General features: G+C 71.2%; 22 protein-coding genes and 1 pseudogene. 7 read left to right on the top strand and 16 right to left on the bottom strand.

Going from position 1 to position 21,599, the window contains the following annotated elements:
• A pseudogene (locus ACFSL4_RS07000) lies at positions 1–411 on the bottom strand (hypothetical protein); the annotation flags it as partial.
• A 235-nt stretch (positions 412–646) separates the two neighbouring features.
• The gene (locus ACFSL4_RS06995) at positions 647–1,081 is read right to left on the bottom strand and encodes a MarR family winged helix-turn-helix transcriptional regulator (RefSeq protein WP_381079652.1); all 435 of its coding nucleotides are present in this window, start codon (positions 1,079–1,081) and stop codon (positions 647–649) included.
• Between the two features lie 105 nt (positions 1,082–1,186).
• Here ACFSL4_RS06995 and ACFSL4_RS06990 point away from each other — a divergent pair, with 105 nt between their 5' ends.
• Positions 1,187–2,209: an NADP-dependent oxidoreductase gene (locus ACFSL4_RS06990; protein ID WP_381079650.1), complete on the top strand. Its 1,023-nt coding sequence runs from the start codon at positions 1,187–1,189 to the stop codon at positions 2,207–2,209.
• A gap of 140 nt (positions 2,210–2,349) precedes the next feature.
• On the top strand, positions 2,350–3,147 hold the full coding sequence (locus tag ACFSL4_RS06985) for an EI24 domain-containing protein (protein WP_381079648.1): 798 nt from the start codon (positions 2,350–2,352) through the stop codon (positions 3,145–3,147).
• Between the two features lie 191 nt (positions 3,148–3,338).
• On the opposite strand, the gene ACFSL4_RS06980 is transcribed toward ACFSL4_RS06985, so the two are convergent.
• Entirely contained in the window at positions 3,339–4,313 is a 975-nt protein-coding gene (locus tag ACFSL4_RS06980) for an aldose epimerase family protein (protein WP_381079646.1), read from the bottom strand.
• A gap of 9 nt (positions 4,314–4,322) precedes the next feature.
• The gene (locus tag ACFSL4_RS06975) at positions 4,323–5,213 is read right to left on the bottom strand and encodes an SGNH/GDSL hydrolase family protein (RefSeq protein WP_381079644.1); all 891 of its coding nucleotides are present in this window, start codon (positions 5,211–5,213) and stop codon (positions 4,323–4,325) included.
• Positions 5,214–5,453: 240 nt separating this feature from the next.
• Here ACFSL4_RS06975 and ACFSL4_RS06970 point away from each other — a divergent pair, with 240 nt between their 5' ends.
• Positions 5,454–5,948, top strand: coding sequence for a DUF3145 domain-containing protein (locus tag ACFSL4_RS06970; RefSeq protein WP_381079642.1), 495 nt, complete (start codon positions 5,454–5,456; stop codon positions 5,946–5,948).
• A gap of 100 nt (positions 5,949–6,048) precedes the next feature.
• Here the strand turns inward: ACFSL4_RS06970 and fabF are convergent, their stop codons facing one another.
• The 5 genes from fabF to ACFSL4_RS06945 all read right to left on the bottom strand — a co-directional run bounded on the left by fabF (position 6,049) and on the right by ACFSL4_RS06945 (position 11,050).
• Positions 6,049–7,320: a beta-ketoacyl-ACP synthase II gene (fabF, locus tag ACFSL4_RS06965; protein ID WP_381079640.1), complete on the bottom strand. Its 1,272-nt coding sequence runs from the start codon at positions 7,318–7,320 to the stop codon at positions 6,049–6,051.
• Between the two features lie 120 nt (positions 7,321–7,440).
• Positions 7,441–7,689 (bottom strand): acyl carrier protein, encoded by a 249-nt coding sequence (locus ACFSL4_RS06960; RefSeq protein ID WP_381079638.1) that lies wholly within the window; start codon positions 7,687–7,689, stop codon positions 7,441–7,443.
• Between the two features lie 102 nt (positions 7,690–7,791).
• Complete coding sequence (locus ACFSL4_RS06955) at positions 7,792–8,823, bottom strand: ketoacyl-ACP synthase III (protein WP_381079636.1); 1,032 nt, start codon at positions 8,821–8,823, stop codon at positions 7,792–7,794.
• Between the two features lie 17 nt (positions 8,824–8,840).
• Entirely contained in the window at positions 8,841–9,755 is a 915-nt protein-coding gene (locus tag ACFSL4_RS06950) for an ACP S-malonyltransferase (protein ID WP_381079634.1), read from the bottom strand.
• Between the two features lie 89 nt (positions 9,756–9,844).
• Positions 9,845–11,050, bottom strand: a complete 1,206-nt coding sequence (locus tag ACFSL4_RS06945; RefSeq protein WP_381079632.1) for a PucR family transcriptional regulator — start codon at positions 11,048–11,050, stop codon at positions 9,845–9,847.
• An 81-nt stretch (positions 11,051–11,131) separates the two neighbouring features.
• On the opposite strand from ACFSL4_RS06945, the gene ACFSL4_RS06940 reads away from it, so the two are divergent.
• Complete coding sequence (locus ACFSL4_RS06940; protein ID WP_381079630.1) at positions 11,132–11,806, top strand: pirin family protein; 675 nt, start codon at positions 11,132–11,134, stop codon at positions 11,804–11,806.
• A gap of 13 nt (positions 11,807–11,819) precedes the next feature.
• Here the strand turns inward: ACFSL4_RS06940 and ACFSL4_RS06935 are convergent, their stop codons facing one another.
• Both ACFSL4_RS06935 and ACFSL4_RS06930 read right to left on the bottom strand, forming a co-directional pair.
• A complete protein-coding gene (locus ACFSL4_RS06935) occupies positions 11,820–12,641 on the bottom strand; it encodes a serine hydrolase domain-containing protein (protein ID WP_381079628.1) in 822 nt (273 codons plus the stop codon).
• A gap of 19 nt (positions 12,642–12,660) precedes the next feature.
• Complete coding sequence (locus tag ACFSL4_RS06930) at positions 12,661–13,131, bottom strand: GNAT family N-acetyltransferase (protein ID WP_381079626.1); 471 nt, start codon at positions 13,129–13,131, stop codon at positions 12,661–12,663.
• Positions 13,132–13,227: 96 nt separating this feature from the next.
• Between ACFSL4_RS06930 and ACFSL4_RS06925 the strand changes: the two genes are divergently transcribed.
• Positions 13,228–13,704 carry a MerR family transcriptional regulator gene (locus ACFSL4_RS06925; protein ID WP_381079624.1) on the top strand — a complete coding sequence of 159 codons (477 nt, stop codon included), beginning with the start codon at positions 13,228–13,230 and terminating at the stop codon, positions 13,702–13,704.
• On the top strand, positions 13,701–14,717 hold the full coding sequence (locus ACFSL4_RS06920) for an aldo/keto reductase (protein WP_381079622.1): 1,017 nt from the start codon (positions 13,701–13,703) through the stop codon (positions 14,715–14,717). Before ACFSL4_RS06925 ends, ACFSL4_RS06920 begins: the two co-directional genes overlap by 4 nt.
• A 236-nt stretch (positions 14,718–14,953) precedes the next feature.
• Here ACFSL4_RS06920 and ACFSL4_RS06915 read toward each other — a convergent pair whose 3' ends face one another.
• Positions 14,954–16,147, bottom strand: a complete 1,194-nt coding sequence (locus ACFSL4_RS06915; RefSeq protein ID WP_381079620.1) for an MFS transporter — start codon at positions 16,145–16,147, stop codon at positions 14,954–14,956.
• Between the two features lie 330 nt (positions 16,148–16,477).
• Positions 16,478–16,756 (bottom strand): mycothiol-dependent nitroreductase Rv2466c family protein, encoded by a 279-nt coding sequence (locus ACFSL4_RS06910; protein ID WP_381079618.1) that lies wholly within the window; start codon positions 16,754–16,756, stop codon positions 16,478–16,480.
• Between the two features lie 367 nt (positions 16,757–17,123).
• Between ACFSL4_RS06910 and ACFSL4_RS06905 the strand changes: the two genes are divergently transcribed.
• Positions 17,124–18,011: a LysR family transcriptional regulator gene (locus tag ACFSL4_RS06905; protein WP_381079616.1), complete on the top strand. Its 888-nt coding sequence runs from the start codon at positions 17,124–17,126 to the stop codon at positions 18,009–18,011.
• A 412-nt stretch (positions 18,012–18,423) separates the two neighbouring features.
• Here ACFSL4_RS06905 and ACFSL4_RS06900 read toward each other — a convergent pair whose 3' ends face one another.
• The 3 genes from ACFSL4_RS06900 to ACFSL4_RS06890 all read right to left on the bottom strand — a co-directional run bounded on the left by ACFSL4_RS06900 (position 18,424) and on the right by ACFSL4_RS06890 (position 21,457).
• Positions 18,424–19,278: a DUF4429 domain-containing protein gene (locus ACFSL4_RS06900; protein WP_381079614.1), complete on the bottom strand. Its 855-nt coding sequence runs from the start codon at positions 19,276–19,278 to the stop codon at positions 18,424–18,426.
• Positions 19,279–19,344: 66 nt separating this feature from the next.
• On the bottom strand, positions 19,345–20,562 hold the full coding sequence (locus ACFSL4_RS06895) for an alpha/beta hydrolase (protein ID WP_381079612.1): 1,218 nt from the start codon (positions 20,560–20,562) through the stop codon (positions 19,345–19,347).
• Between the two features lie 253 nt (positions 20,563–20,815).
• A complete protein-coding gene (locus ACFSL4_RS06890) occupies positions 20,816–21,457 on the bottom strand; it encodes a TetR family transcriptional regulator (RefSeq protein WP_381079610.1) in 642 nt (213 codons plus the stop codon).
• Positions 21,458–21,599: the final 142 nt, after the last annotated feature.

The raw sequence follows: 21,599 nt of genomic DNA, 5'->3' as shown, positions 1-21,599 counted from the left end.
GGCCGGCGGGCTGAGCCTGGCCGAACTCGGCGTCGAGGCACCGGGATCCACCCCGAGGACGGCGACCGCCGGGAACGAGTCGGCGGACGGTTCCGCCACCGCCGGGGACACCACCGGTCCGTCCGGTGGCGACGGGGGTGCGGGGACCGCCGGGTCTGCTCGCCCGGCGTCGGCCACGGCGTCCGCGTCGCCGTCGGTGTCCGAGTCCCCCAAGGCCACCGAACCCGACGGCTCGGAGAGCCCGCAGACGCCGTCGCCCACCGCCACCGGGCTGCCGGGCTCCTCGGCCCCGGCGCCGACGGCGACGTCGACCGGGACGGCGGGCACGCCCTCGGCGGACCCGGGGCCCACCACCCCGCCCCCCGCTCCGTCCCCCACGAACACCTGCAACCGGTTCCTGTGGTGGTGCACCTAGGGGGCGTTTCGGAAGTCCCGCACAGCACCCACGGCGCCCGGCACGCTCCCCCAGGCTCTTCGAGCAGGGGGCACCCCACTCGCCGCACCGGCCGAAACCCCGAGTACGTCCAGTACGAGGGCTTTCGTCCGGTACGCCGAGAGCATGCACCGGACACCGCGGGCACCGCACAGGACTTCCGGAACACCCCCCAGAAGGCTCACCCCCCGAGTGCGGCCGCGCGGGGCCGGGTCACGCCTCCAGCATGCGGACCAGCAGGTCCCGCAGGGACAGGCGTTCCTCGCGGGAGAGGGCGGCCAGCGGCTCGCGGGCGAAGTCCAGGGAGTCCCGCAGGCCGCGGGCCACCCGGCGGCCATCCTCCGTCGCCGCCGCCAGCTTCACCCGGCGGTCCGCCGGGTCCGGGCGGCGTTCCACCAGGCCCCGCGTCTCCAGCCGGTCCACGATGCCGGTGACATTGGACGGCTCGCACTTCAGCTTCTGCGCCAGCCGCCGCATCGGCAGCGGCTCCAGCGACAGCAGGCTCAGCAGGCGTGCCTGCGCGCCGGTCAGCGCGTGCTCGGCCGCCGCCTCCTCGTACTCCTCGTGGTAGCGGGCCACGACCGTGCCGATGAGCTCCACGACCTCCAGGGTCAGCGGGTCGATGCGGGGTGTCCTCTGCGTGACCATGGCGTCCAGGCTACCGCTCCACTTGACATGCTGAAATATTCAGGCGCATGGTTGTTTCAGGTACTGAAGTATTTGAGCCGCCGCAGCATGTGAGGAAAGGCCGCCATGTCCAACGCCCCCGCGCTTCCCGCCGTCAGCCGCGAATGGCACCTCCTCAGCCGGCCCGTCGGCTGGCCCGAGCCCGGGGACTTCGCCCTCGTCGAGGCGGAGGTCCGGCAGCCGGGTGAGGGCCAGGTGCTCGTGCGGAACGTGTACGTCTCCGTCGATCCGTACATGCGCGGCCGCATGAGCGCCGCCAAGTCCTACGTCGCGCCCTACGAGCTGAACAAGCCGATGCAGGGCGGCGCGGTCGGCGAGGTCGTCGCCTCCAACGCCGAGGGCATCGAGCCCGGCGACCATGTACTGCACTTCTTCGGCTGGCGCGAGTACGCCGTCGTGGACGCCAAGAACGCCGTCAAGGTGGACCCGGAGGCGGCGCCGCTGTCCGCGTACCTGGGCGTGCTGGGCATGACCGGGCTCACCGCCTACGCCGGACTGCTGCGCACCGCCGCCTTCACCGAGGGCGACGCGGTGTTCGTGTCGGGTGCCGCCGGGGCCGTCGGCAGCCAGGTCGGGCAGATCGCCAGGCTGAAGGGCGCCTCGCGGGTCATCGGCTCCGCCGGCTCCGACGAGAAGGTCAAGCTGCTGGTCGAGGAGTACGGCTTCGACGCGGCCTTCAACTACCGCAACGGCCCCGTGGGCAAGCAACTGCGCGCGGCCGCCCCCGACGGGATCGACGTGTACTTCGACAACGTGGGCGGGGAGCATCTGGAGGCCGCCATCGGCTCCCTCAACCGCGGCGGCCGCATCGCCGTGTGCGGCATGATCTCCATCTACAACGACACCGAGCCCGCCCCGGGCCCGAAGAACCTGGCCCGCCTGATCCAGACCCGGGGCCGGATCGAGGGCTTCCTCGTCAACGACCACTACGACCTGCAGCCGCAGTTCGTCGAGGAGGTCGGCGCCTGGGTGCGTTCCGGCGCCCTGAAGTACCGCGAGACCGTCGTGGAAGGCATCGAGAACAACCTGGAGGCGTTCCTCGGCGTCCTGCGCGGCGACAACATCGGGAAGATGGTCGTCAGGCTCTGACCCTCCCGGCGGCGCCGCGGTGACGATCACCCGGCCCCTGACGCTGTGTTCGACGAGGGCCGCATCTCTGGACGTGGGATGCGGCCTTCGGCCCGTACCCGGCACGGCACGGCACGGCATGGCAGCGGTAGGGTTCCCCCATGCGTGATCTCGGGGCGGGATTCGGCCATCTGCTCAGGGGGCAGCGATGGATGGCACGGCACGGCAGGCAGTACCGCTTCGGTCTTCTGCCCGGCCTCGTCACCCTCGTGCTCTACGCCGCCGCCCTCACCGCCCTGGCGCTGTGGGGCGAGGACCTCGTCACCTGGGCCACCCCCTTCGCCGACACCTGGCCGAGCCCCTGGCCCGGCCTCTTCCGCGGTTTCCTGACCGCCGTGCTGTTCGCCCTCGCCCTGCTCCTCGCCGTCCTCACCTTCACCGCCGTCACCCTGGTCGTCGGCCAGCCCTTCTACGAGAACCTCTCGGAGGAGGTCGACCGCGACGTCTCCCCGGACGGCGCCGCGCCGCGGTCGGAGCTGCCCCTGATCCACGAACTGTGGATCTCGGTCCGCGACAGCCTGCGCATCCTGGTCCGGGCCGCGCTGTGGGGCGTCCTGCTCTTCGCGCTCGGCTTCCTCCCGTTCGTCGGCCAGACCGTCGTCCCCGTCGTCGGGTTCTTCGTCACCGGCTTCTTCCTCACCGAGGAGCTCGCCGCCGTAGCCCTCCAGCGCCGGGGTGTGGCACTCCGCGAACGCCTCGCCCTGCTGCGCTCCCGCCGGCTCCTGGTCTGGGGCTTCGGCACGCCCCTCGGCCTCGCCTTCCTCGTGCCCTTCGCGGCAGTCTTCCTGATGCCGGGCGCGGTCGCGGGCGCCACGCTGCTGGCCCGCGACCTGATGGGCGAGGAGAGCGCCGGGAACGGCCCCGAGCGGTCCCCGGCCCCGGAGGAGGCCGCTCCGTGACCCGGCCGCCCGCCGCCGCCCCGGCCGGCCCCGGGATCGGCCTCCCGTCCTCTCTGCCGCACTGACGCTCTGCCGCACTGACGCCGGACGTCGCGTTCGCCGCCGCCACCACGATCGCCGGCACCTGCGCGACGATGCCGAGCCGGTTGCGGACGAACTCCGAAAGGACGGCGAGCCGGCGCCGATGGCGGCTAGGCCCGTACGCCGAAGCGGTACACCGTCCGGGAGCGGTACACCGCGCCCGGCCGCAGCAGCGTGCTCGGGAAGTCCGGCCGGTTCGGGGAGTCCGGGAAGTGCTGCGTCTCCAGGGCGATCCCGGCGCCGGGGGTGGACGGGCCGCCGATGTGGTCCGCGGTGTACAGCTGCAGCCCCGGCTCCGTCGTGGCCACGGTGAGGACCCGCCCGGACGCCGGATCGTGCAGCTCGGCGACCTCGACCGGGGTGCCGGTCACGCCCTTGTCGAGAACGAAGTTGTGGTCGTAGCCGGAGCCGGTGGTCCGGGCCGCCCGGAAGTCGAAGCGGGTGCCGTCCACGTCCCGCGGCGCGCCGGCCGGGATCAGGTCCCCGTCCACGGGGGTGAACCGTGAGGCGGCGATCCGCAGTTCGTGTCGGCCCGTGTTCCCCGAACCGGCCAGGTTCCAGTACGAGTGGTTCGTCAGGTTCACCACGGTCGGCGCGTCCGTGACCGCCTCGTACGCGATCCGCAGCGCGCCGTCCGCGTCGAGGGTGTACGTCGCCGAGACCTCCAGCCGGCCGGGGAAGCCCTCCTCGCCGTGCGGGCTCACCCGCGACAGCCGTATGCCGTGCTCGACCGGTTCGCCGTCCCACGGTCGCTTGTCGAAGCCCCCGGCGCCCCCGTGCAGCGCGTTCGGTCCGTCGTTCGGTTCGAGTGCGTACGTCCGGCCGTCGATCGGGAAGCGTGCGCCGGCGATGCGGTTGGCGTACCGCCCGATCAGCGCGCCGAGGTACGGCCCGGGGTTGCTCAGATAGCCCTCCAGGTCCGGCAGGCCCAGCACCACGTCCGCCGGGCGCCCGTCCCGGTCCGGGACCTCCACGGACTGCACGATCCCGCCGTACGACAGGACGCGCACCCGCACCCCGCCGCGCTCCAGGGTCCAGCGGTGGACCGGTGTGCCGTCGGAAAGTGTGCCGAAACGTTGGGTCATGGGGAAACACTAGGTCACGGGGTCCTTGGCGGTGACGGCGCGGTAGGCGATCTCGGCGAGCCTGGCCTGACCGTTCCGGCTCGGATGGAACCAGTCCCACTGGCTCAACTGCGCGGCCCCGAAGCGGTAGTCGAAGACCGCGTTGCCGTCGAAGCGGCACCGCCGGTCCTTCGCGCACACCTCCTTCAGGACCCGGTTGTATCCCTCCACGCGGGCCTGCACCTTGTCCCGCCGCCTGGTCGCCGCGGCGTCCAGCGCGTCCGCGTCACCCAGCATCGAGGGGCAGATGCCCAGCTTCCACACCTGCTTGCCCAGCGGGCTGCCACGGCCCTCGGACCACAGCCGCTTCAGGTTCGGCACGCTGGAGACGTACACCTGCGTCCTGGGCAGCGAGGCGCGCAGCACGTCCATCGCGTCCTGGAACTGGTCACGGAAGTCGTCGACCGACGTCATCGCCGAGGTGGTGGAGCGGCAGGCGTCGTTCGCGCCGACCATCACCGTCACCAGCTCCGGCTTTTTCGGCACGGCCTGTGCGATCTGCCCGGCCAGATCGGACATCCGGGCCCCCGTCACCGCGTAGTTCCAGCTGCGCTCCGCGGCCCCGGTCGCCCCGAGCAGCCGCACGGCGAGGCTGTCGACCCCGACGTCGCTGCCCGTCGCCCACGACACCTCGGGGCAGTCCGACAGTACGGCGCAGGCGTCGAAGCCGCGCGTGATGGAGTCGCCGACGGCGGCGATCGAGCGGGGGGAGGGGTTCCAGACCGGCGTGGGCCTCGCGGAGGCGGTGCTGCTCCGCGCGGCGGTCCCCTCGCCGCCGGAGGCGTCGCATCCGGCGAGCCCCAGGACGGCAGCGGCGGCGATCGCGACGGCGGCCCGCGAACGGTGGCCTGGCTTCCGCATCCCGTGGTCCCCTCGTTCGTCGTACCCGGTGGTCGGCCCGTGTACGCAGTCGTTCGGGCAGCTTTTCGAACACGCTGGGTCAGCCCCGCGTCCCCTTGGGTGAAACCTCGGAGTTTGCGGGTACCTGGACCGACGGTACGTCACACTCCTTGCCCCCACGCACGGTAGCCTCGCCCCGTGGCCGCCCCGCCACGCCCGTTCCGTAAAGTTACAGATGTCGCGGTCTGCCCGGAGGTTCAGGTGACGACACGTGGAGTCCTGTACGTGCACTCCGCGCCACGCGCACTGTGCCCGCACGTCGAGTGGGCCATCGCGGGTGTGCTGGGGACACGCGTCAACCTCGACTGGATCCGGCAGCCCGCCGCCCCCGGCACCTGGAGATCAGAGTTCTCCTGGCAGGGCGAGGCCGGCACCGCCTCCAAACTCGCCTCCGCCCTGCGCGGCTGGCAGCTGCTGCGTTTCGAGGTCACCGCGGAACCGTGCCCGACCGCCGAGGGCGAGCGCTACAGCTGCACCCCCGACCTCGGCATCTTCCACGCCGTCACCGGCCTGCACGGCGACATCCTGATCCCGGAGGACCGGCTGCGCGCCGCCCTGCTGCGCTCCCAGCGTGACGAGACGGACCTGGAGGCCGAACTCGCCAGGCTGCTCGGCAAGCCGTGGGACGACGAGCTGGAGCCGTTCCGCTACGCGGGCGAGGGAGCACCGGTCCGCTGGCTCCACCAGGTCGTCTAGAGGCGCTCACGCGGCATTCGGCGGGCAACGGCGTGTGGCCCGGACTCCCCAGGGGAGTCCGGGCCACACGCCGTTCGCAAGGACGTCGGACGTCGAACCGTCAGACGGTCCGGAACGCCAGCACCACGTTGTGCCCGCCGAAGCCGAACGAGTCGTTCAGCGCGGCGATGCGGCCCTGGACGGGCAGCTTGCGGGCCTCGCTGAGGACGATGTCGGCGTTGGCCTCGGCCTCGGGGTCGAGGTTCTCGACGTTGATCGTCGGCGGGGCGATGCGGTGGTAGAGCGCGAGGACGGTTGCCACCGACTCCACGCCCCCGGCACCGCCGAGCAGATGACCTGTCATCGACTTGGTCGCGGAGACCGCCATGTGGTCCGCGTCGTCGCCGAAGACCTTGCGCAGCGCCTTCAGCTCGGCCACGTCACCGGCCGGCGTGGAGGTGGCGTGCGCGTTCACATGCACGATCTCGGCCGGGTCCAGGCCGGTGTTGTCGAGCAGGTTCTGCAGGGCGTGCGAGATGCCGCGGCCCTCGGGCTCCGGCTGCACGATGTCGTGGCCGTCGGCGGAGATGCCCTGGCCGACCGCCTCCGCGTAGACGCGGGCACCGCGCCCCGCGGCGTGCTCGGCCGACTCCAGGACCAGGACGCCCGCACCCTCGCCGAGGACGAAGCCGTCGCGGGCCGTGTCATAGGGGCGTGAGGCGCCCTGCGGGTCGTCGTTGTTCTTGGACATCGCCATCATGTTGCCGAACGCGGCGATCGGCAGCGGGTGGATCGCCGCCTCCGTACCGCCGGCGACCACCACGTCGGCGCGGCCGCTGCGGATCATCTCGATGGCGTAGCCGATGGCCTCGGCGCCCGACGCGCAGGCGGAGACCGGGGTGTGCACACCGGCGCGGGCGCCCACGGCCAGGCCCACGTTGGCGGCCGGGCCGTTCGGCATCAGCATCGGCACGGTGTGCGGGGAGACACGGCGGACGCCCTTCTCCTTGAGCACGTCGTACTGGTCGAGGAGGGTTGTCACACCGCCGATGCCGGAGGCGATGACCGCGCCCAGCCGGTCGGGGTCGACGCTGCCGTCCTCGCCCGCCTTGCCGGTGAATCCGGCGTCCGCCCACGCCTCCTTGGCCGCGATCAGCGCGAACTGCGCCGAGCGGTCCAGGCGTCGGGCCTGGGGCCGCGGGATGACCTCCGACGGCTCCACGGCGATCTGTGCGGCGATGCGGACCGCCTGCTCGGCGGCCCAGCCCTGCTCCAGGGCACGGACACCGGACTTGCCGGCGACCAGGCCCTCCCAGGTAGAGGCCGCGTCGCCACCCAGCGGTGTGGTTGCGCCGATACCGGTGACGACCACGGTGCGATTGGTCGGGCTCACGGGAATTCTTTCTCCAACGGATACGAGGATTCGACGGCGCCACCGCCGGGTGGCGGGGCGGCGGCCCGACGACCGGGCCACGGGCCCGGCGCCTGGCTGTCCGCCCAGGTGATCGGTCGATCAGCCCTGGTGCTTGAGGATGTAGTCGGCAGCGTCACCGACCGTCTTGAGGTTCTTGACGTCGTCGTCGGGGATCTTGACGTCGAAGCGCTCCTCGGCGGCGACGACGACCTCGACCATGGACAGCGAGTCGACGTCCAGGTCGTCGGTGAAGGACTTGTCCAGCTGGACGTCCTCCACCGGGATGCCGGCGATCTCGTTCACGATGTCGGCGAGACCGGCGACGATCTCTTCCTGCGTGGCGGCCATGTCAGGCGCTCCTTCGTAGATATCCAGAGGGTGTGGCGCCCACCGCGTCAGCGGCAGGTGCGTGCAGTGCCCGTGCCGGACCGAAGATCCGGCACGGAGTGCCTAGGGGAGAGTAACGACCGTCGCGGCGTACACGAGACCCGCCCCAAAGCCGATGACGAGCGCGGTGTCGCCGCTCTTCGCCTCGCCGGTCGCCAGGAGCCGCTCCATCGCGAGCGGGATCGAGGCGGCCGAGGTGTTGCCGGTGGTGCGGATGTCACGGGCGACCGTGACATGCTCCGGCAGCTTGAGAGTCTTCACCATCGAGTCGATGATCCGCACGTTCGCCTGGTGCGGGATGAAGACGTCCAGGTCGTCCGCGGTGATCCCGGCCGCGTCCAGCGCCTGCTGGGCGACCTTCGCCATCTCGAACACGGCCCAGCGGAACACCGCCTGGCCCTCCTGCGTGAGCGCCGGGAACTTGACGTTGCCCTGGTCGTCGAGCGGGAGCTGGGAGGCGTCGCCGACCCGGTAGGCGTTCCACGGCACGGTCTGCTTGATGGTTTCCGCCTTGTCGCCCTCCGAGCCCCACACGGTCGGGCCGATGTGCGGCTCCTCGGACGGGCCCACGACGACCGCGCCCGCGCCGTCACCGAACAGGAAGGCGGTGGCCCGGTCCTCCAGATCGGTCAGGTCGGACAGCCGCTCCACGCCGATGACCAGGACGTACTCCGCGGACCCTTCGACGATCATGCCCTTGGCGAGCGTGAGGCCGTAGCCGAACCCCGCACAGCCCGCCGAGATGTCGAAGGCCGCGGCCTTGTCGGTGCCGAGCTTGTCGGCGATCTCGGTGGCGACGGCGGGGGTCTGGCTGAAGTGCGAGACGGTGGAGACGACGACCGCGCCGATCCGCTCGGCGGGGATCCCGGCGTCGGCGATCGCCTTGCCGGCCGCCTCCACCGACATGGCGGCGACGGTCTCCTCGTCGTTCGCCCAGTGCCGCGTCTCGATGCCGGAGCGGGAGCGGATCCACTCGTCGGAGGAGTCGATCCTCTCCAGGATCACTTCGTTGGGCACGACCCGGACGGGACGGTAACCACCCACGCCGAGGATGCGCGCGTACGGAGCGCCCTTCCGTGCCTTGATCTTCGACATGCTCTCGGGCTCCTCCATCAGGCGCTGTGCTCGGCGATCAGATCGCGAGCCGCGGCGAGGTCGTCGGGGGTCTTCAGGGCCAGGGCCGTGACGCCCGGCAGCGCGCGCTTGGCGATGCCGGTCAGGGTGCCGCCGGGGCTGACCTCGATCAGCGCGGTCGCGCCCAGCTTCTCGAAGGTCTCCATGCACAGGTCCCAGCGGACCGGGCTGGCGACCTGGCCGACCAGGCGCTGCAGCACCTCTGCGCCGGTGTCGACGGTCCGCCCGTCCTTGTTCGAGACGTACGCGACCTTCGGCTGCGCGGGCGTCAGCGCCTCGGCGGCCTGCGCCAGGGCGTCGACCGCGGGGGCCATGTGGTGCGTGTGGAACGCGCCCGCCACCTTCAGCGGGACGACGCGGCGCACGCCCTCGGGCTTGTCCTCCTGCAGGGCGGCGAGCTGCTCAAGGGTGCCGGCGGCGACGATCTGCCCGGCACCGTTGACGTTGGCCGGGGTCAGGCCGAGCCTCTCCAGGTGCGGAATTGTCGTCGTGGGGTCGCCGCCCAGCAGCGCCGACATGCCCGTGGGCGTGATGGCGGCGGCGTCGGCCATGGCCAGGCCCCGCTTGCGTACGAGGGTCAGCGCGGCCGCGTCGTCCAGGACGCCTGCGAAGACGGCCGCGGTGATCTCGCCGACGCTGTGGCCGGCGACGGCGCCGGGAACGATGTCACCCAGTGCCATGGCGGACAGCAGACCGGCGGCCACCAGCAGCGGCTGGGCGACGGCCGTGTCCCGGATGGCGTCGGCGTCCGCCTGGGTGCCGTAGTGGGCGAGATCGAGCCCGATGGCGTCCGACCAGGCGGCGATGCGGTCGGCGGCGCCGGGGAGTTCGAGCCAGGGGGTCAGGAAACCGGGCGTCTGGGCGCCTTGGCCGGGAGCGACGAGTACGAGCACTCTCACACTCTCTCTTGGGGACGGCCGGGGCCGCCCGTGAGGACAGGGACGAAGAACCGCAGGGGGTTTTGTGGGCCCTCGACAAAGAGTCAGGTCGGGAGATCTCCTTCGACGAGACGGCCCAGGATCAGCGCGATCCGCAGGGTGAACGCGGAGCGTACATCAGAGGGCGACCACCCGGTGACGTCAGTCACACGTCGGAGCCGGTAGCGCACGGTGTTCGGGTGAACGAAGAGCATGCGGGCCGCGCCTTCGAGGCTGGATGCCTGCTCCAGATACACGCTGAGGGTCTCCAGGAGCGCAGAGCCCGCCTCCTCCAGCGGTCTGTAGATCTCCTCCACCAACTGCTCCCGCGCGCTCGGATCACCGGCGATCGCGCGCTCCGGCAGCAGATCGTCCGCCAGGACCGGGCGCGGCGCGTCCTGCCAGGCAGAACACGCCTTGAGGCCCGCCGCGGCGGCCTGGGCGGAGCGGGTCCCGGCGAGCAGATCGGGCACGATCGGCCCGGCGACCACGGGACCCGCGGCGAACGGCCCGATGAGCGACTTGGCGACGGCGAGCGGATTGTCGCTGCCTCCGGCGATCACCACCAGCCGGTCCCCGAGGACACCGGTGAGCACCTGCAGCTTGGCGTGCCGGGCGGCCCGCCGGATGGCCTCGACCGTCAGCTCGCTGTCACCGTCCGGCGCGGTACCCAGCACCACGCACACGTGCTCCGGCGAGTTCCAGCCGAGCGCCGCGGCCCGGCTGACGGCCCCCTCGTCGGCCTCCCCGCTGAGCACGGCGTTGACGACGAGCGACTCCAGCCGCGCGTCCCAGGCGCCGCGCGCCTCGGCGGCCTGGGCGTAGACCTGGGCGGTGGCGAAGGCGATCTCACGGGCGTACACAAGGAGCGCCTCGCGCAGCACGGACTCGTCGCCGGGAGCGGCCACCTCGTCGATGGCGGACTCCATGACCTCGATGGTCGTGCGCACCATCTCCACGGTCTGCCGCAGGGTGATGGCCCGGGTCAGCTCGCGGGGAGCCGTGCCGAACACATCGGTGGAGATGGCCTGCGGGGCGTCCGGATGCCGGAACCACTCGGTGAACGCCGCGATACCCGCCTGGGCCACCAGACCGATCCAGGAGCGGTTCTCCGGGGGCATCGCCCGGTACCACGGCAGCGTCTCGTCCATGCGCGCGATGGCCTGCGCGGCGAGGCTTCCGGACGACTTCTCCAGCCGCTTCAGGGTCGCGGCATGCGGATGGACGGAACGCGCTGCGGTCTCGGTGTTCCTGGCTTCGGGTTCGGGCACGGGGACAAGACTGCCTTATCGGGACGGGACCGTGCGGCGCGGGTCCCGATGGGTGGACGGCACGGAGCTACGGTGGGGACCGTGATGGACGTACGGCGCGCCGGCGGGCGCTACCGCGGAGGGGACCCGGGCGCCGGGGTCGAGTCCCTGCACGCCTTCAGCTTCGGCCCTCACTACGACCCGGACAACCTCCGGTTCGGCGCGTTGATCGCCTGCAACGAGGAGCGGCTCGCACCGGGCGCCGGCTTCGACGAGCATCCGCACAGCCACACGGAGATCGTCACATGGGTGGTGGAGGGCGAGCTGACCCACCGCGACTCCACCGGCCGCACCTCCGTGATCCGCCCCGGCGACGTGCAGCGCCTCAGCGCGGCAGGCGGTGTCCGGCATGCGGAACGCAACGCCGCCGACGTCCCGTTGGCCTTCGTCCAGATGTGGCTGGTCCCCCTGGAACCGGGCGGCGAGCCCGGCTACGAGGTGGTCCACGGCATCGCGGACCCCACACCGTACGCGGTCCCGGAGGCGGGCGCGATGCTGCACGTACGGCGCCTCGGGGCGGGGGAGCGCACCGCGGTACCGGACGCGGCGTACGCGTACGTGCACGTGGTGCGCGGAGACGTGCGCCTGGAGGGGGAGGAACTGGGACCGGGGGACGCGGCGCGGATCACGGACGCGAAGGAGCTGGAGGCGGTGGGGGTGACGGCGGCGGAGCTGCTGATCTGGGAGATGGCGGACACCTCCGGCCTGTCGAGGTAGGACGGCACGGGGCTCAGCCCCGCAGCTCCGCCAGCACCGCGTCCGTGAACACCGGCCATGCCTCGATCGCCCACGGTCCGAACGCCCGGTCCGTCAGCGCGACGCACCCCACCCCCGCGTCGGGGTCGATCCACAGGAACGTGCCCGACTGGCCGAAGTGGCCGAAGGTCCGGGGCGAGGACGAACGCCCCGTCCAGTGCGGCGACTTCGCGTCGCGGATCTCGAAGCCGAGGCCCCAGTCGTTGGGGTTCTGGTGACCGTAGCCGGGCAGCACGCCCTTCGTCCCGGCGTACTGCACCGTCATCGCCTCGGCCACCGTCCGTGGATCGAGCAGGCGCGGCGCCTGCACCTCGGCCGCGAACCGGGCGAGGTCCGAGACCGTCGAGACGCCGTCCTTGGCGGGGGAGCCGTCGAGGCTCGTCGAGGTCATGCCCAGCGGCTCCAGGACGGCCTGGCGGGCGTACTCGCCGAACGGGATGTCCGTGGCCTTCGCCACATGGTCGCCGAGCACCTCGAACCCGGCGTTCGAGTACAGGCGCCGCTCCCCGGGCGCCGATGTCACCCGGTGCTCGTCGAAGGCCAGGCCGGAGGTGTGCGCGAGCAGATGACGGACCGTCGAGCCGGGAGGACCGGCGGGCTCGTCCAGTTCGACCGCTCCCTCCTCGTACGCGACGAGCACGGCGTACGCGGCGAGCGGCTTGGTGACCGAGGCCAGCGCGAAGCGGTGGTCGACCGGACCGCGGGTGCCGGGGACGGTGCCGTCCGCACGGACGGTGGCCGCGGCGGCGGTGGGGACGGGCCAGTTCTCGATCAGCGCCAGACTCTGCAGGGACATGGGTATGAGGCTAAGCGCTTCACAGCTGGAGCCACATGGAGGGGTCCGGCTTGCGGACGAAGCCCAGGGACGCGTACAGCGGCTCGGCCTGGGCGGACGCGTTCAGCTCGGCCTGCAGGGCGCCCTGCTCCCGGAACCAGCCCAGCGGGGTCTTTATGCAGGCGCGCGCGTAGCCGCGGCGGCGGGCGCCGGGATCCGTGGCGACGCTGAAGACGTGCCCCACCCGCCCGTGCGGATTGCCCGTCCGGCCGATCCGGTACTCGATGGTGCCGGCCGCGAGCGCCGCGAGCGCCCCCGGCCGCTGCGGATGGTCGATCGCAAAGGCCACGAAGTCGCCGTCCCGGTCGGCGAGCCGGCGGCGCACCGTCGGCAGGGACTCGTCGTGCCATTCCGTTGAGGAGCCGGCGGGGAACAGGGAATCGAGCATGATCTGCCGCAGCCGCAGCACTTCCTCGGCGTCCTCGTGCGTGGCCCGTCGTACGAGACTCATGGTCCGCACGCTAGTCAGCCCCACCCGGTCGAGTCTCGGCATTTTCGCCTGGTTCCGCTTGCTTGGAGTGTGCTCGAAGGTTCTAGCGTGGTGGTCATGACGGTGATCGAGACCTTGGCCCAGGAAGCCGAGCAAGGAACCGACGTCTGCTCCGCACCGCCCGAGCGGCACCCCCGTCCCGATGGCGAGGACAGCTACACGATCAGCGAGGTCGTCGCCTTCACCGGCCTGACCGCGCACACCCTGCGCTGGTACGAGCGGATCGGGCTGATGCCGCACATCGACCGCTCGCACACCGGTCAGCGACGCTACTGCAACACGGACCTGGACTGGCTCGACCTCGTGGGCAAACTGCGGCTCACCGGAATGCCGGTCGCCGACATGGTGCGCTACGCGGAGATGGTCCGTGAGGGCGACCACACCTACGCCGAGCGCTGCGAACTCCTGGAGACGACCCGCCGGAACGTGCTCGCCCGGATCGCGGAGCTGCAGGACACCCTCTCGGTGCTCAACCGCAAGATCGATTTCTACGCGGACGCCGGGCGCGCCCCGGCGTCGGAGAGGCCGCGATGACGGACAACAGGATCACGACGGTGCGGCTCGGCGCCGACGGGCCCGAGGTGGGGGTCCAGGGCCTCGGCTGCATGGGGATGAGCTGGGCGTACGGCCCCGCGGACGCAGGGGAGTCGAGGGCCGCCCTGGAGCGGGCGCTGGCGCTGGGCGTCACGCTCTACGACACCGCGGACGCGTACGGCGCGGGCGAGAACGAGACGTTCCTGTCGCCGTTCTTCAAGGCGCACCGGGACGAGGTCGTGATCGCCACCAAGTTCGGGATCTCGTCCCCGCCCGAGGAGCCGTACAAGCGGATCATCCGCAACGACCCCCCGTACATCCGCCAGTGCGTCGAGGCCAGCCTCAGGCGCCTGGAGGTCGACGTGATCGACCTCTACTACATGCACCGCCGCGACGTGAACGTGCCGATCGAGGAGACCGTCGCCGCCATGGCGGAGCTGGTGCGCGAGGGCAAGGTGAGGCACCTCGGACTGAGCGAGGTCACGGCCGCTGAACTGCGCGCGGCGCAGGCGGTGCACCCGATCGCCGCCGTGCAGTCCGAGTGGTCGCTGTTCAGCCGGGACATCGAGGCGCATGTGGTGCCGGCCGCCAAGGAACTGGGCGTGGCCCTGGTGCCGTACTCGCCGCTCGGCCGCGGCTTCCTCACCGGCTCCTTCTCGAACGCCGACACCGACCTCACGGACCAGGACTTCCGCCGCACGATGCCCCGCTTCACGGGGGAGAACGCGAGCGCCAACGCGGCGCTCCTGGAGCCGGTCCGGACCGTCGCCGGGGCCCACGGCGTGTCACCGGCGCAGATCGCGCTGGCCTGGGTGCGGCAGCAGGCGGCGGTGCGCGGCCTGCCCGTGGTGCCGATCCCGGGGACGACCAAGCGCTCGCGCGTCGAGGAGAACACGGCGGCGACGCGGATCGTGCTGAGCGAGAGCGAACTGGCCCTGCTGGAGCCGATCGCCTCCAAGGTGGCGGGCGACCGCTACCCGGACATGACGTTCGCGTCGGCGGGACGGGAGTAGCCGCGCGCACCGCCGGGCCGGCGGGCGGCTGGCGGGTGCCTGGGCGGCCGGTGGCGTTATGCCGGATGTGCTCGCCGCGTCCCGCCGGCTGTCGCCTGCCGTGGAATCCCCGCAGCAGCGGGCTGTCTCCGCTTCCTCGTCGGCCGGCCGTGCCCCGTCTCGTGGGACGGGCCGCGGAATTCCTGCGGGGCGCGCGCCGGCGCCTGGCGCGCGCCCCGCTCCCTCGTGAGGACGGTTCATCCAGCGGTGGGCGCCACCAGGTCGTCCTCGGCGACGGCGTTCGAGGTCTTCCCCCTCCGGCCGGTGCTCAGCCTGAGGAGCAGCGACGTCCCTGCCAGGATCACACCGAACCAGATGACGCTCGTGACACCCAAGTGATCGACGAACAGTCCGCCGAACAGCGCTCCGAGCGCGATGGATGTGTTGTACGCCATGGTGTTGAGCGACATCGCGGCTTCGAAGGTGTCAGGCGCGGCGGCGAGCGTCATGTTGACCTGGGACAACTGCACGGCGCCGAAGGAGAGCCCCCACAGGATCAGCGCGACGACGACGCCGGCCTCTCCGCCACCGACGACACGAAGCAGCAGCAGGGCCGTCAGGAGTCCCACGAGCCCGACGACGAAGGTGCCTCGCAGGCTCTTGTTCACCGTGTATCCGGCGATGAAGTTCCCGGCGGCACCGCCGGCACCGAAGATGATCAGCACGACCGTGATGAAGGTGGACGTGGCGGATGCGTTGTCCTCCAGGTAGGGGCGCACGAAGGTGTACGCACCGAAGTGGCCGAGCACGAAGAAGATGACGACGAACAGCACCGTACGCAGCTGCCCGTTCTTGACCGGCAGCCCGAAGACCTCCCGGACCGAGACCGCGTTCTCCGACGGCAGCGACGGAACGATCGACGCGACCGCGAGGAACACCAGCAGGCTGAGGCCGGACCAGACGGCGAAGGTGATCCGCCAGTTCGTATGGGCCTCGGCGATGGTACCCAGGGGAATGCCCACGACTGTGGCGATGGAGATGCCGGACATCACCACCGCGGCCGCCCGGCTCGCGTGGCGCTCGGGAACGATCCGCATTGCCATGCTCACGCCAATAGCCCAGAAGACGCCACTGGCGAATCCCATACAGAGCCGCGTCCCGAGGATCAGCGGATAGTTCGGTGAGATGGCGGTGATGAGATTGCCCAGGGCCAGTACCGCGAGCAGCGCGGACAGGAGAAGGCGTCGGTTGACGCGCCTGGTCCAGGCCACGATGAACGGTACGCCGAGCCCGGCCGCGACACCCTGCGCGGTCACCATGAGGCCGGCGGCACCGACTGAGATGTGCAGGCTCTTGCTCAGCGGAGTGAGCAGGCCCACGGGCATCAGCTCAGTGGTGAGGAAGACGAACAGACTGGCGGTGATGGAAGCAACACCGAGCCATGCCTTCAAGGTTGAGGACGAGCGTTCTTGTTCCTGTAAGGACATTGCTTCTCTCCCACGATGTGCTGAGGTGCAGGTGCAGGTGCAGGTGCAGGTGCAGGTGCAGGTGCAGGTGATGGGTGGCGTCATGAACGTGTCCCGCCCCGTTCCGCGGCGGGCTCCGGCCCGAGCGCTGCGGAATCCGCACCGGCCGGAGACGTCTTGGCGGCGGTCCCACGCGCCTTGCCCGGCCGGGGGTGCGCGAGCACCACGGCGACGAGGATCACCAGGATTCCGGCCGTCTGCAGAATCGAGAACGTCTCGTGCTCGAAGAAACGGCATCGCGGGTATGCGTGCGCTTCAGCCCGAAAAACCGTCGGTACCCGCCGTGGAGAGAACACCGCCCCAGAGACGGAACGCGATGAGTTCGCCGTCGGAACCGGGAACGTGGATGACCGGAGTGCCGACCTCGGAACCGACGGGGTCCATTCCGGCATGGTGACTGGCGCGCAGTGCCTTGTCGTACTCCGTCGTGTCCGCCACCTCGACGAGTTCTGCGGGCAGACCGGCACCGGCAGGAGCCGCAAGCATCATGACGTGCCCGAATCCGACCTTCTCGCGGTGAATCCGCGTTCCCATACATCGGGATGTGATCCACGCCCACGGGCAGTGTGGGTCGCCCCGCGTGCCGACGACTGTCCGCTCCTGCCGACTGGACGGCGTGCCGGTCATGATGGGGTGGTCCTTCCGGTCGAAATCTGATTGCCGCTGCCCGGATCGATTCGCCGACAGCGAAAGTCGGCGGTAACGGTGGGATTTGTACTCACGCCACGAGCGCTACCGGAAAGGATGTGAGGTGCAATTTCCCGGTCGAGCCCGTTGCGCCGGCTCCCGTCAGAAACTCCGTGCGGTGCAGGACGCGGCACGCTCAGATTCTGGCCCGGCAGACATCAATGAGTCCAACGCATGTTCGTCATCTCATTTATCTTGATGCAAGATGGATTCCATGGAGCTTCAGCAGATGCGCTACGTGGTCGCCGTTGCCGAGACGAACAGCTTCACCCGTGCCGCCGAGCGCTGCCTGGTCGTCCAGTCCGCCCTCAGCCACCAAATCGCGCGTCTGGAGCAGGAGTTGGGTGCACGGCTGTTCGAGCGCACCACCCGCCGGGTGCGGCTGACGCCGGCCGGTGCGGCGTTCCTGCCCGCCGCCCGCCAATGCCTGGACGCCGCCGAGCGCGCGGCCGTCGAGGTCGCCGCCGCCATCGGCGAGGTTCGTGGGCGGCTGTCCGTCGGTCTGATCCCGTCCGTCGCTGCCGTCGACATCCCGCGCGCGCTGCGCGACTTTCGCCGGCAGTACCCGAAGGTGCGCATCAGCCTGCGCGTGGGTGCGAGCGACGATCTCGTCGAGCAGGTCAAGCAAGGAGCCGTCGAGGTCGCCTTCCTCGGGCTGCCGACCACAGCGCGCCCCGAAGGGGTGGGCGTCCGTGAACTCGCCCGTGACCGGCTCGTCGCCGTGGTCGCCCCGGATCACCCCCTCGCCGATGAACCAGCGGTGGACCTTCGAAGACTTTCCTCGGAGGTGTTCGTGGATCTGCCGGCCAAGACCGCCGGTCGCGCCCAATCCGACCTGGCCTTCTCCGCCGCTGGTCTCACCCGCGATGTCGCGTTCGAGGTGACCAACGCGGACTTCCTGGCCCGCATGGTCGGGCAGGGCCTCGGGGTGGCGATGCTCCCCTCCGCGTACGTGGCCCAACTCAGCGGCGTGACCACCATCGAGGTCATCGACGCGCCTGCCCGCGTCGAATACGTCATCTGGAGTCCAGGCAGCCGCACACCTGCAGCGACCGCCTTCCTCCGGATACTCGACATACCGGACGTGTACGGCGCGCAATGAGGTCGACACGGTTCACCGTTCCGCAGTCGGCCGCGGGTGCGGCGGCCCTGAACCTTCGCCCGGTGCGGTGACCGTGCCGGGCGGCCAGGTGAGGCTGTCCGGGGCACCGTGTCGGTGACGCGCTGCCCGACAATCCGACGCGCGGCCCGCACCCTCCGGGAGCGGGAATTCGACCAGGCCGTGCTGCAGGGGCGCTTCGGGCGGCGCGACCGGCAAGCGCTCGGCCGGGCCGGCGTTCTCGCCGACGCGTTCGGCCATGTCGGCCATGGCGGAGCCGCCCTCCGAGGCATGGTCCTGTACGAGCCCCGCGCAGGCCGCCTGCAGGCCGCCCGATCGCCAGCCGTCGACGCCACCCTGATGCACCCAACGGCGGAACGGCACGCTCCGGAAGTCCCGCTCGACCCCAGCCCGTCTAGAGCTCCGCCAGCAACTCCGCCTTCTTCGTGGAGAACTCCTCGTCCGTCACGAGCCCGGCCTCGTGGAGTTCCCCCAGGTGCCGGATCCGCTCGGCGATGTCCGCCGGATCGCGGCGAGCGGCGGGGCCCACGGCCGGGGCGGGGCCCGCGGCTCGCACGGCCGCCAGCACCGAGGCGGCGAAGGGCAGCGACTCGTGCACCGGCCCGTAGCCGAGCCCGAAGATCACGGCCGCGGGGTCCTGGTCCGGCTGGGCCGGCTGCGCGGCGCCGGCCGGGTCGCGGTGCAGCAGCCGAAGATGGCCCTCGAAGACCTCGGGGGAGCGCCACTCGACACCGCTCAGACCGGTGATGGGGAAGCTCTGGTCGCCGGCCTTCCACTTGGCCGAGGACGCGCCCGTCCAGGACCAGCGGAAGGACACGGCCTTGCCGTCGAAGGACGCCTTCCCGTCGTACGCCTTGAACTGCAGGGGGGCCTCGGGCGGCGCGACCAGGAAGCGCTCGGCCGGCCCAGGGTCCTCGGCGAGCAGGGTGCGCAGTTCGTCCGCGTAGTACTCGGCGAGGATTTCGCGGTCGGCGGGCAGGACCAGCCGGTAGGGGTCGGAGGTCTCCTTGAGCTGTCCGGCCGCCGCCTCCATCAGCGGGTCGGCCCCGGGCCGCGGCACCGCCTGCAGGACGACCGTCCCGCGCTTCCCCGCAGCGACCTTCACCCCCGCGATCGCCTCCAGGGGTATGCGGCGTTCGCCGAGCGCCTGGAGCAGCTTCGGCGTCCGGATTCCCCGTTCGAAGCGGATGAGCACGGAGTCGGACTCGAACTCCCAGGCGGTATGAAATCCGGCCAGTACGTCACCCATGCGGCTCATCGTATGCGGCACGCGCTCCTCCGTCGCCTCCCCTGACAGACCGCAATTACTGGTCCTCTACGCGCGTCCGGCCGGCACAGCACCGGACAAACCCGCCCGGCAGCCTCCACCGTCGTCGGCGCACAGCACCGAGTCATATGCGCCGGTGCCGATGTCGGCGAAGTTGCGCAGGCTCTCCGTGCCCGGCTCGAAATAACCGGCGTGACCCTTCGCCCCCCGCGCGGACAGCACCCGCGCCCCGAAGCCCCGGGAGACCGGGTCGGCGCCGTGACCGAGGCCGCCGACCTCCAGGTAGGGCACGTCCTGGATCCAGTCGTCGGCGTCCCGCATGGCCCACACGCGGGCCGTGGTGTGCAGGCCCTCCGCCGTGCGGGCCCGCATACCGGGGCTGCCCGCCACCGCTATGTCGGACACGCGGGCCGGCAGCCGGTGCGCGGCCACCCCGCACAGCACGGATCCGTAGCTGTGGCAGTACAGCTGGACCGGTGTGCGGCCGGGCAGGGCGCGCAGCAGGGCGTTGAGCCGGACGGCGCCCTCCGTGGCGCGCATCGCCGTCGCCGCCTCCATGCCGAGCCCGCTGGGCGCGGTGTAGTCGGCCCAGGCGATCACGGCCGTACGGGTGTGCGGGTCCCTCTCGTGCTCCGCCGCGTACAGCGACCTGGCCATGCCGACCGGTGCCGAGTACTTGCGGAAGGTGCGCTGGAAGGTGAGCAGGTCGGTGTCGACGCCGGGGACGACGACCGAGATCCGCTCGGCTCGGTCGAGGTTCCCGAGGACCTCGGCGATACGGCCCGAGCCCTCCGGGTCGAAGGCGAGGATCTGCCGGTCCTTGCGCATCAGCGCCCCGAAGCGGTTCATGAGGCGGCCGGCCTCCCGCTGGCCCACCGGCGACAGCCGGTCGTCGTGCATCCGGGCGCGCTCGACGTTGCGCTGCCCGGCGAGGGCGATGCGGTTGGCGTCGTAGCGCAGCCGTACCGGGGCCCCGTTCATGTTGCCGACCGCGAGCGGGTAGCGGTGGGCGAGCCGGGAGCGCTGGCGGGCGCTGAGCGAGGCGAAGAAGGCGGCGAGCCGGGCCGGGGGTTCGTCCAGGTCCGGCAGCTCACGTCCGGCGATCCTGCCGTGCTCCCACGCGGAGCGCGACGCCTGCAGGGGGGTGAGGCCGCGGTGGCTGCGCACGGCGGTCCAGCCGGTCGTCGCGAGCATCACGAAGACCACAGCCAGCGCGAGCAGCGCGCGCCAGACGTTGAGTTGCGGGGAGGTGTCGAAGGAAGTCACTGGAAGGACACACTAGGAGAACGAGAGTGTCTCGCGTTAACCGAGTGACGCGTCTCACGTTTCTCGTGCGCCAATTGCGGCAGAACGGATACACCTTATGCTCGATCATCACGCTGCGCCGATGAAGTGCGCCTACTCCCGCACCGAGTGTGACCGCGGGTTCACCCCGTCGGCGGCGGCCCGCGCCGCGGGAGCGGGAATTCACTTGACCCGTACGGGGCCGATGCGGAACCGGTACGGGATCGGTGCGGAACTACTCCGCGCGCCACTTCTCGGCCAACGCGGGGCCCACGGCGTCGAGGTAAGAGGCCGTCAGTTCGCGGATGGCGGCCACGCTGAGGTCCTCCCGCGCGCTCCACAGCCGTTCCGTCACACGCATCACCCCGCCGAACACGGCCACCGCGACGCGCGGCCGCGGGTCCGCGTCCACGTCGAGCCCCTCGCGCTCGGCGATCGCACGGGCGATCTCCTCCTCCAGCTCCGCCGAGCGGCGCAGATGGGTGGCGAGCAGGGCGGGTGTCGACTCGATCAACCTATACGTGCGCAAATGCAGTTCAACCGGGATGAATCGGTCGACGGCCTCGCCGATGCCGTCCCAGCCCTCCCGTACGGCCTGGCGCAGCGCCTCCAGCGGCGCCTCGTGCGGCGGCCGCCCGCGCACCGCCTCCAGGAAGTGCGACTCCGCCACGGAGTGCGCGAAGAAGACGGCCTCCTCCTTGCCGGCGAAGTAGCGGAAGAAGGTCCGTTGCGAGACGTCCACGGCCGCGGCGATCTCGTCGACGGTCGTCCGCTCGTACCCCCGGGTGAGGAACAACTCCAGGGCGGAGCGCAGCAGCGCGTCCCGGGTGCGTCGTTTCTTGCGCTCGCGCAGTCCCGGCCGCGGGGCCGTCTCCATGGGTCCTCATTTCGTTCATCCGCCCGGTTCATCCTATCCGTGAGTGGCGTGGCAGTTACCGACTTGTGAACTGGTTTGTCATTTGTCAGAGGCTGTCATTAGCCTCGACCTCATGACTAGTCAGACCACCGTCGACGCGACG

The sequence above is a fragment of the Streptomyces caeni genome (assembly GCF_042678285.1).
Classification (GTDB): Bacteria; Actinomycetota; Actinomycetes; order Streptomycetales; family Streptomycetaceae; genus Streptomyces; species Streptomyces caeni.
Note: the sequence above shows the minus strand (reverse complement) of the source record. Positions and strands in the feature narration are given on the sequence as shown.

Bases quoted from the DNA above. Each gene is read 5' to 3' on its own strand.
- ACFSL4_RS06995 (WP_381079652.1), bottom strand. From the start codon at position 1,081: ATGGTCACGCAGAGGACACCCCGCATCGACCCGCTGACCCTGGAGGTC.
- ACFSL4_RS06990 (WP_381079650.1), top strand. From the start codon at position 1,187: ATGTCCAACGCCCCCGCGCTTCCCGCCGTCAGCCGCGAATGGCACCTC.
- ACFSL4_RS06985 (WP_381079648.1), top strand. From the start codon at position 2,350: ATGCGTGATCTCGGGGCGGGATTCGGCCATCTGCTCAGGGGGCAGCGA.
- ACFSL4_RS06980 (WP_381079646.1), bottom strand. From the start codon at position 4,313: ATGACCCAACGTTTCGGCACACTTTCCGACGGCACACCGGTCCACCGC.
- ACFSL4_RS06975 (WP_381079644.1), bottom strand. From the start codon at position 5,213: ATGCGGAAGCCAGGCCACCGTTCGCGGGCCGCCGTCGCGATCGCCGCC.
- ACFSL4_RS06960 (WP_381079638.1), bottom strand. From the start codon at position 7,689: ATGGCCGCCACGCAGGAAGAGATCGTCGCCGGTCTCGCCGACATCGTG.
- ACFSL4_RS06955 (WP_381079636.1), bottom strand. From the start codon at position 8,823: ATGTCGAAGATCAAGGCACGGAAGGGCGCTCCGTACGCGCGCATCCTC.
- ACFSL4_RS06935 (WP_381079628.1), bottom strand. From the start codon at position 12,641: ATGTCCCTGCAGAGTCTGGCGCTGATCGAGAACTGGCCCGTCCCCACC.
- ACFSL4_RS06930 (WP_381079626.1), bottom strand. From the start codon at position 13,131: ATGAGTCTCGTACGACGGGCCACGCACGAGGACGCCGAGGAAGTGCTG.
- ACFSL4_RS06925 (WP_381079624.1), top strand. From the start codon at position 13,228: ATGACGGTGATCGAGACCTTGGCCCAGGAAGCCGAGCAAGGAACCGAC.
- ACFSL4_RS06920 (WP_381079622.1), top strand. From the start codon at position 13,701: ATGACGGACAACAGGATCACGACGGTGCGGCTCGGCGCCGACGGGCCC.
- ACFSL4_RS06910 (WP_381079618.1), bottom strand. From the start codon at position 16,756: ATGGGAACGCGGATTCACCGCGAGAAGGTCGGATTCGGGCACGTCATG.
- ACFSL4_RS06905 (WP_381079616.1), top strand. From the start codon at position 17,124: ATGGAGCTTCAGCAGATGCGCTACGTGGTCGCCGTTGCCGAGACGAAC.
- ACFSL4_RS06900 (WP_381079614.1), bottom strand. From the start codon at position 19,278: ATGGGTGACGTACTGGCCGGATTTCATACCGCCTGGGAGTTCGAGTCC.
- ACFSL4_RS06890 (WP_381079610.1), bottom strand. From the start codon at position 21,457: ATGGAGACGGCCCCGCGGCCGGGACTGCGCGAGCGCAAGAAACGACGC.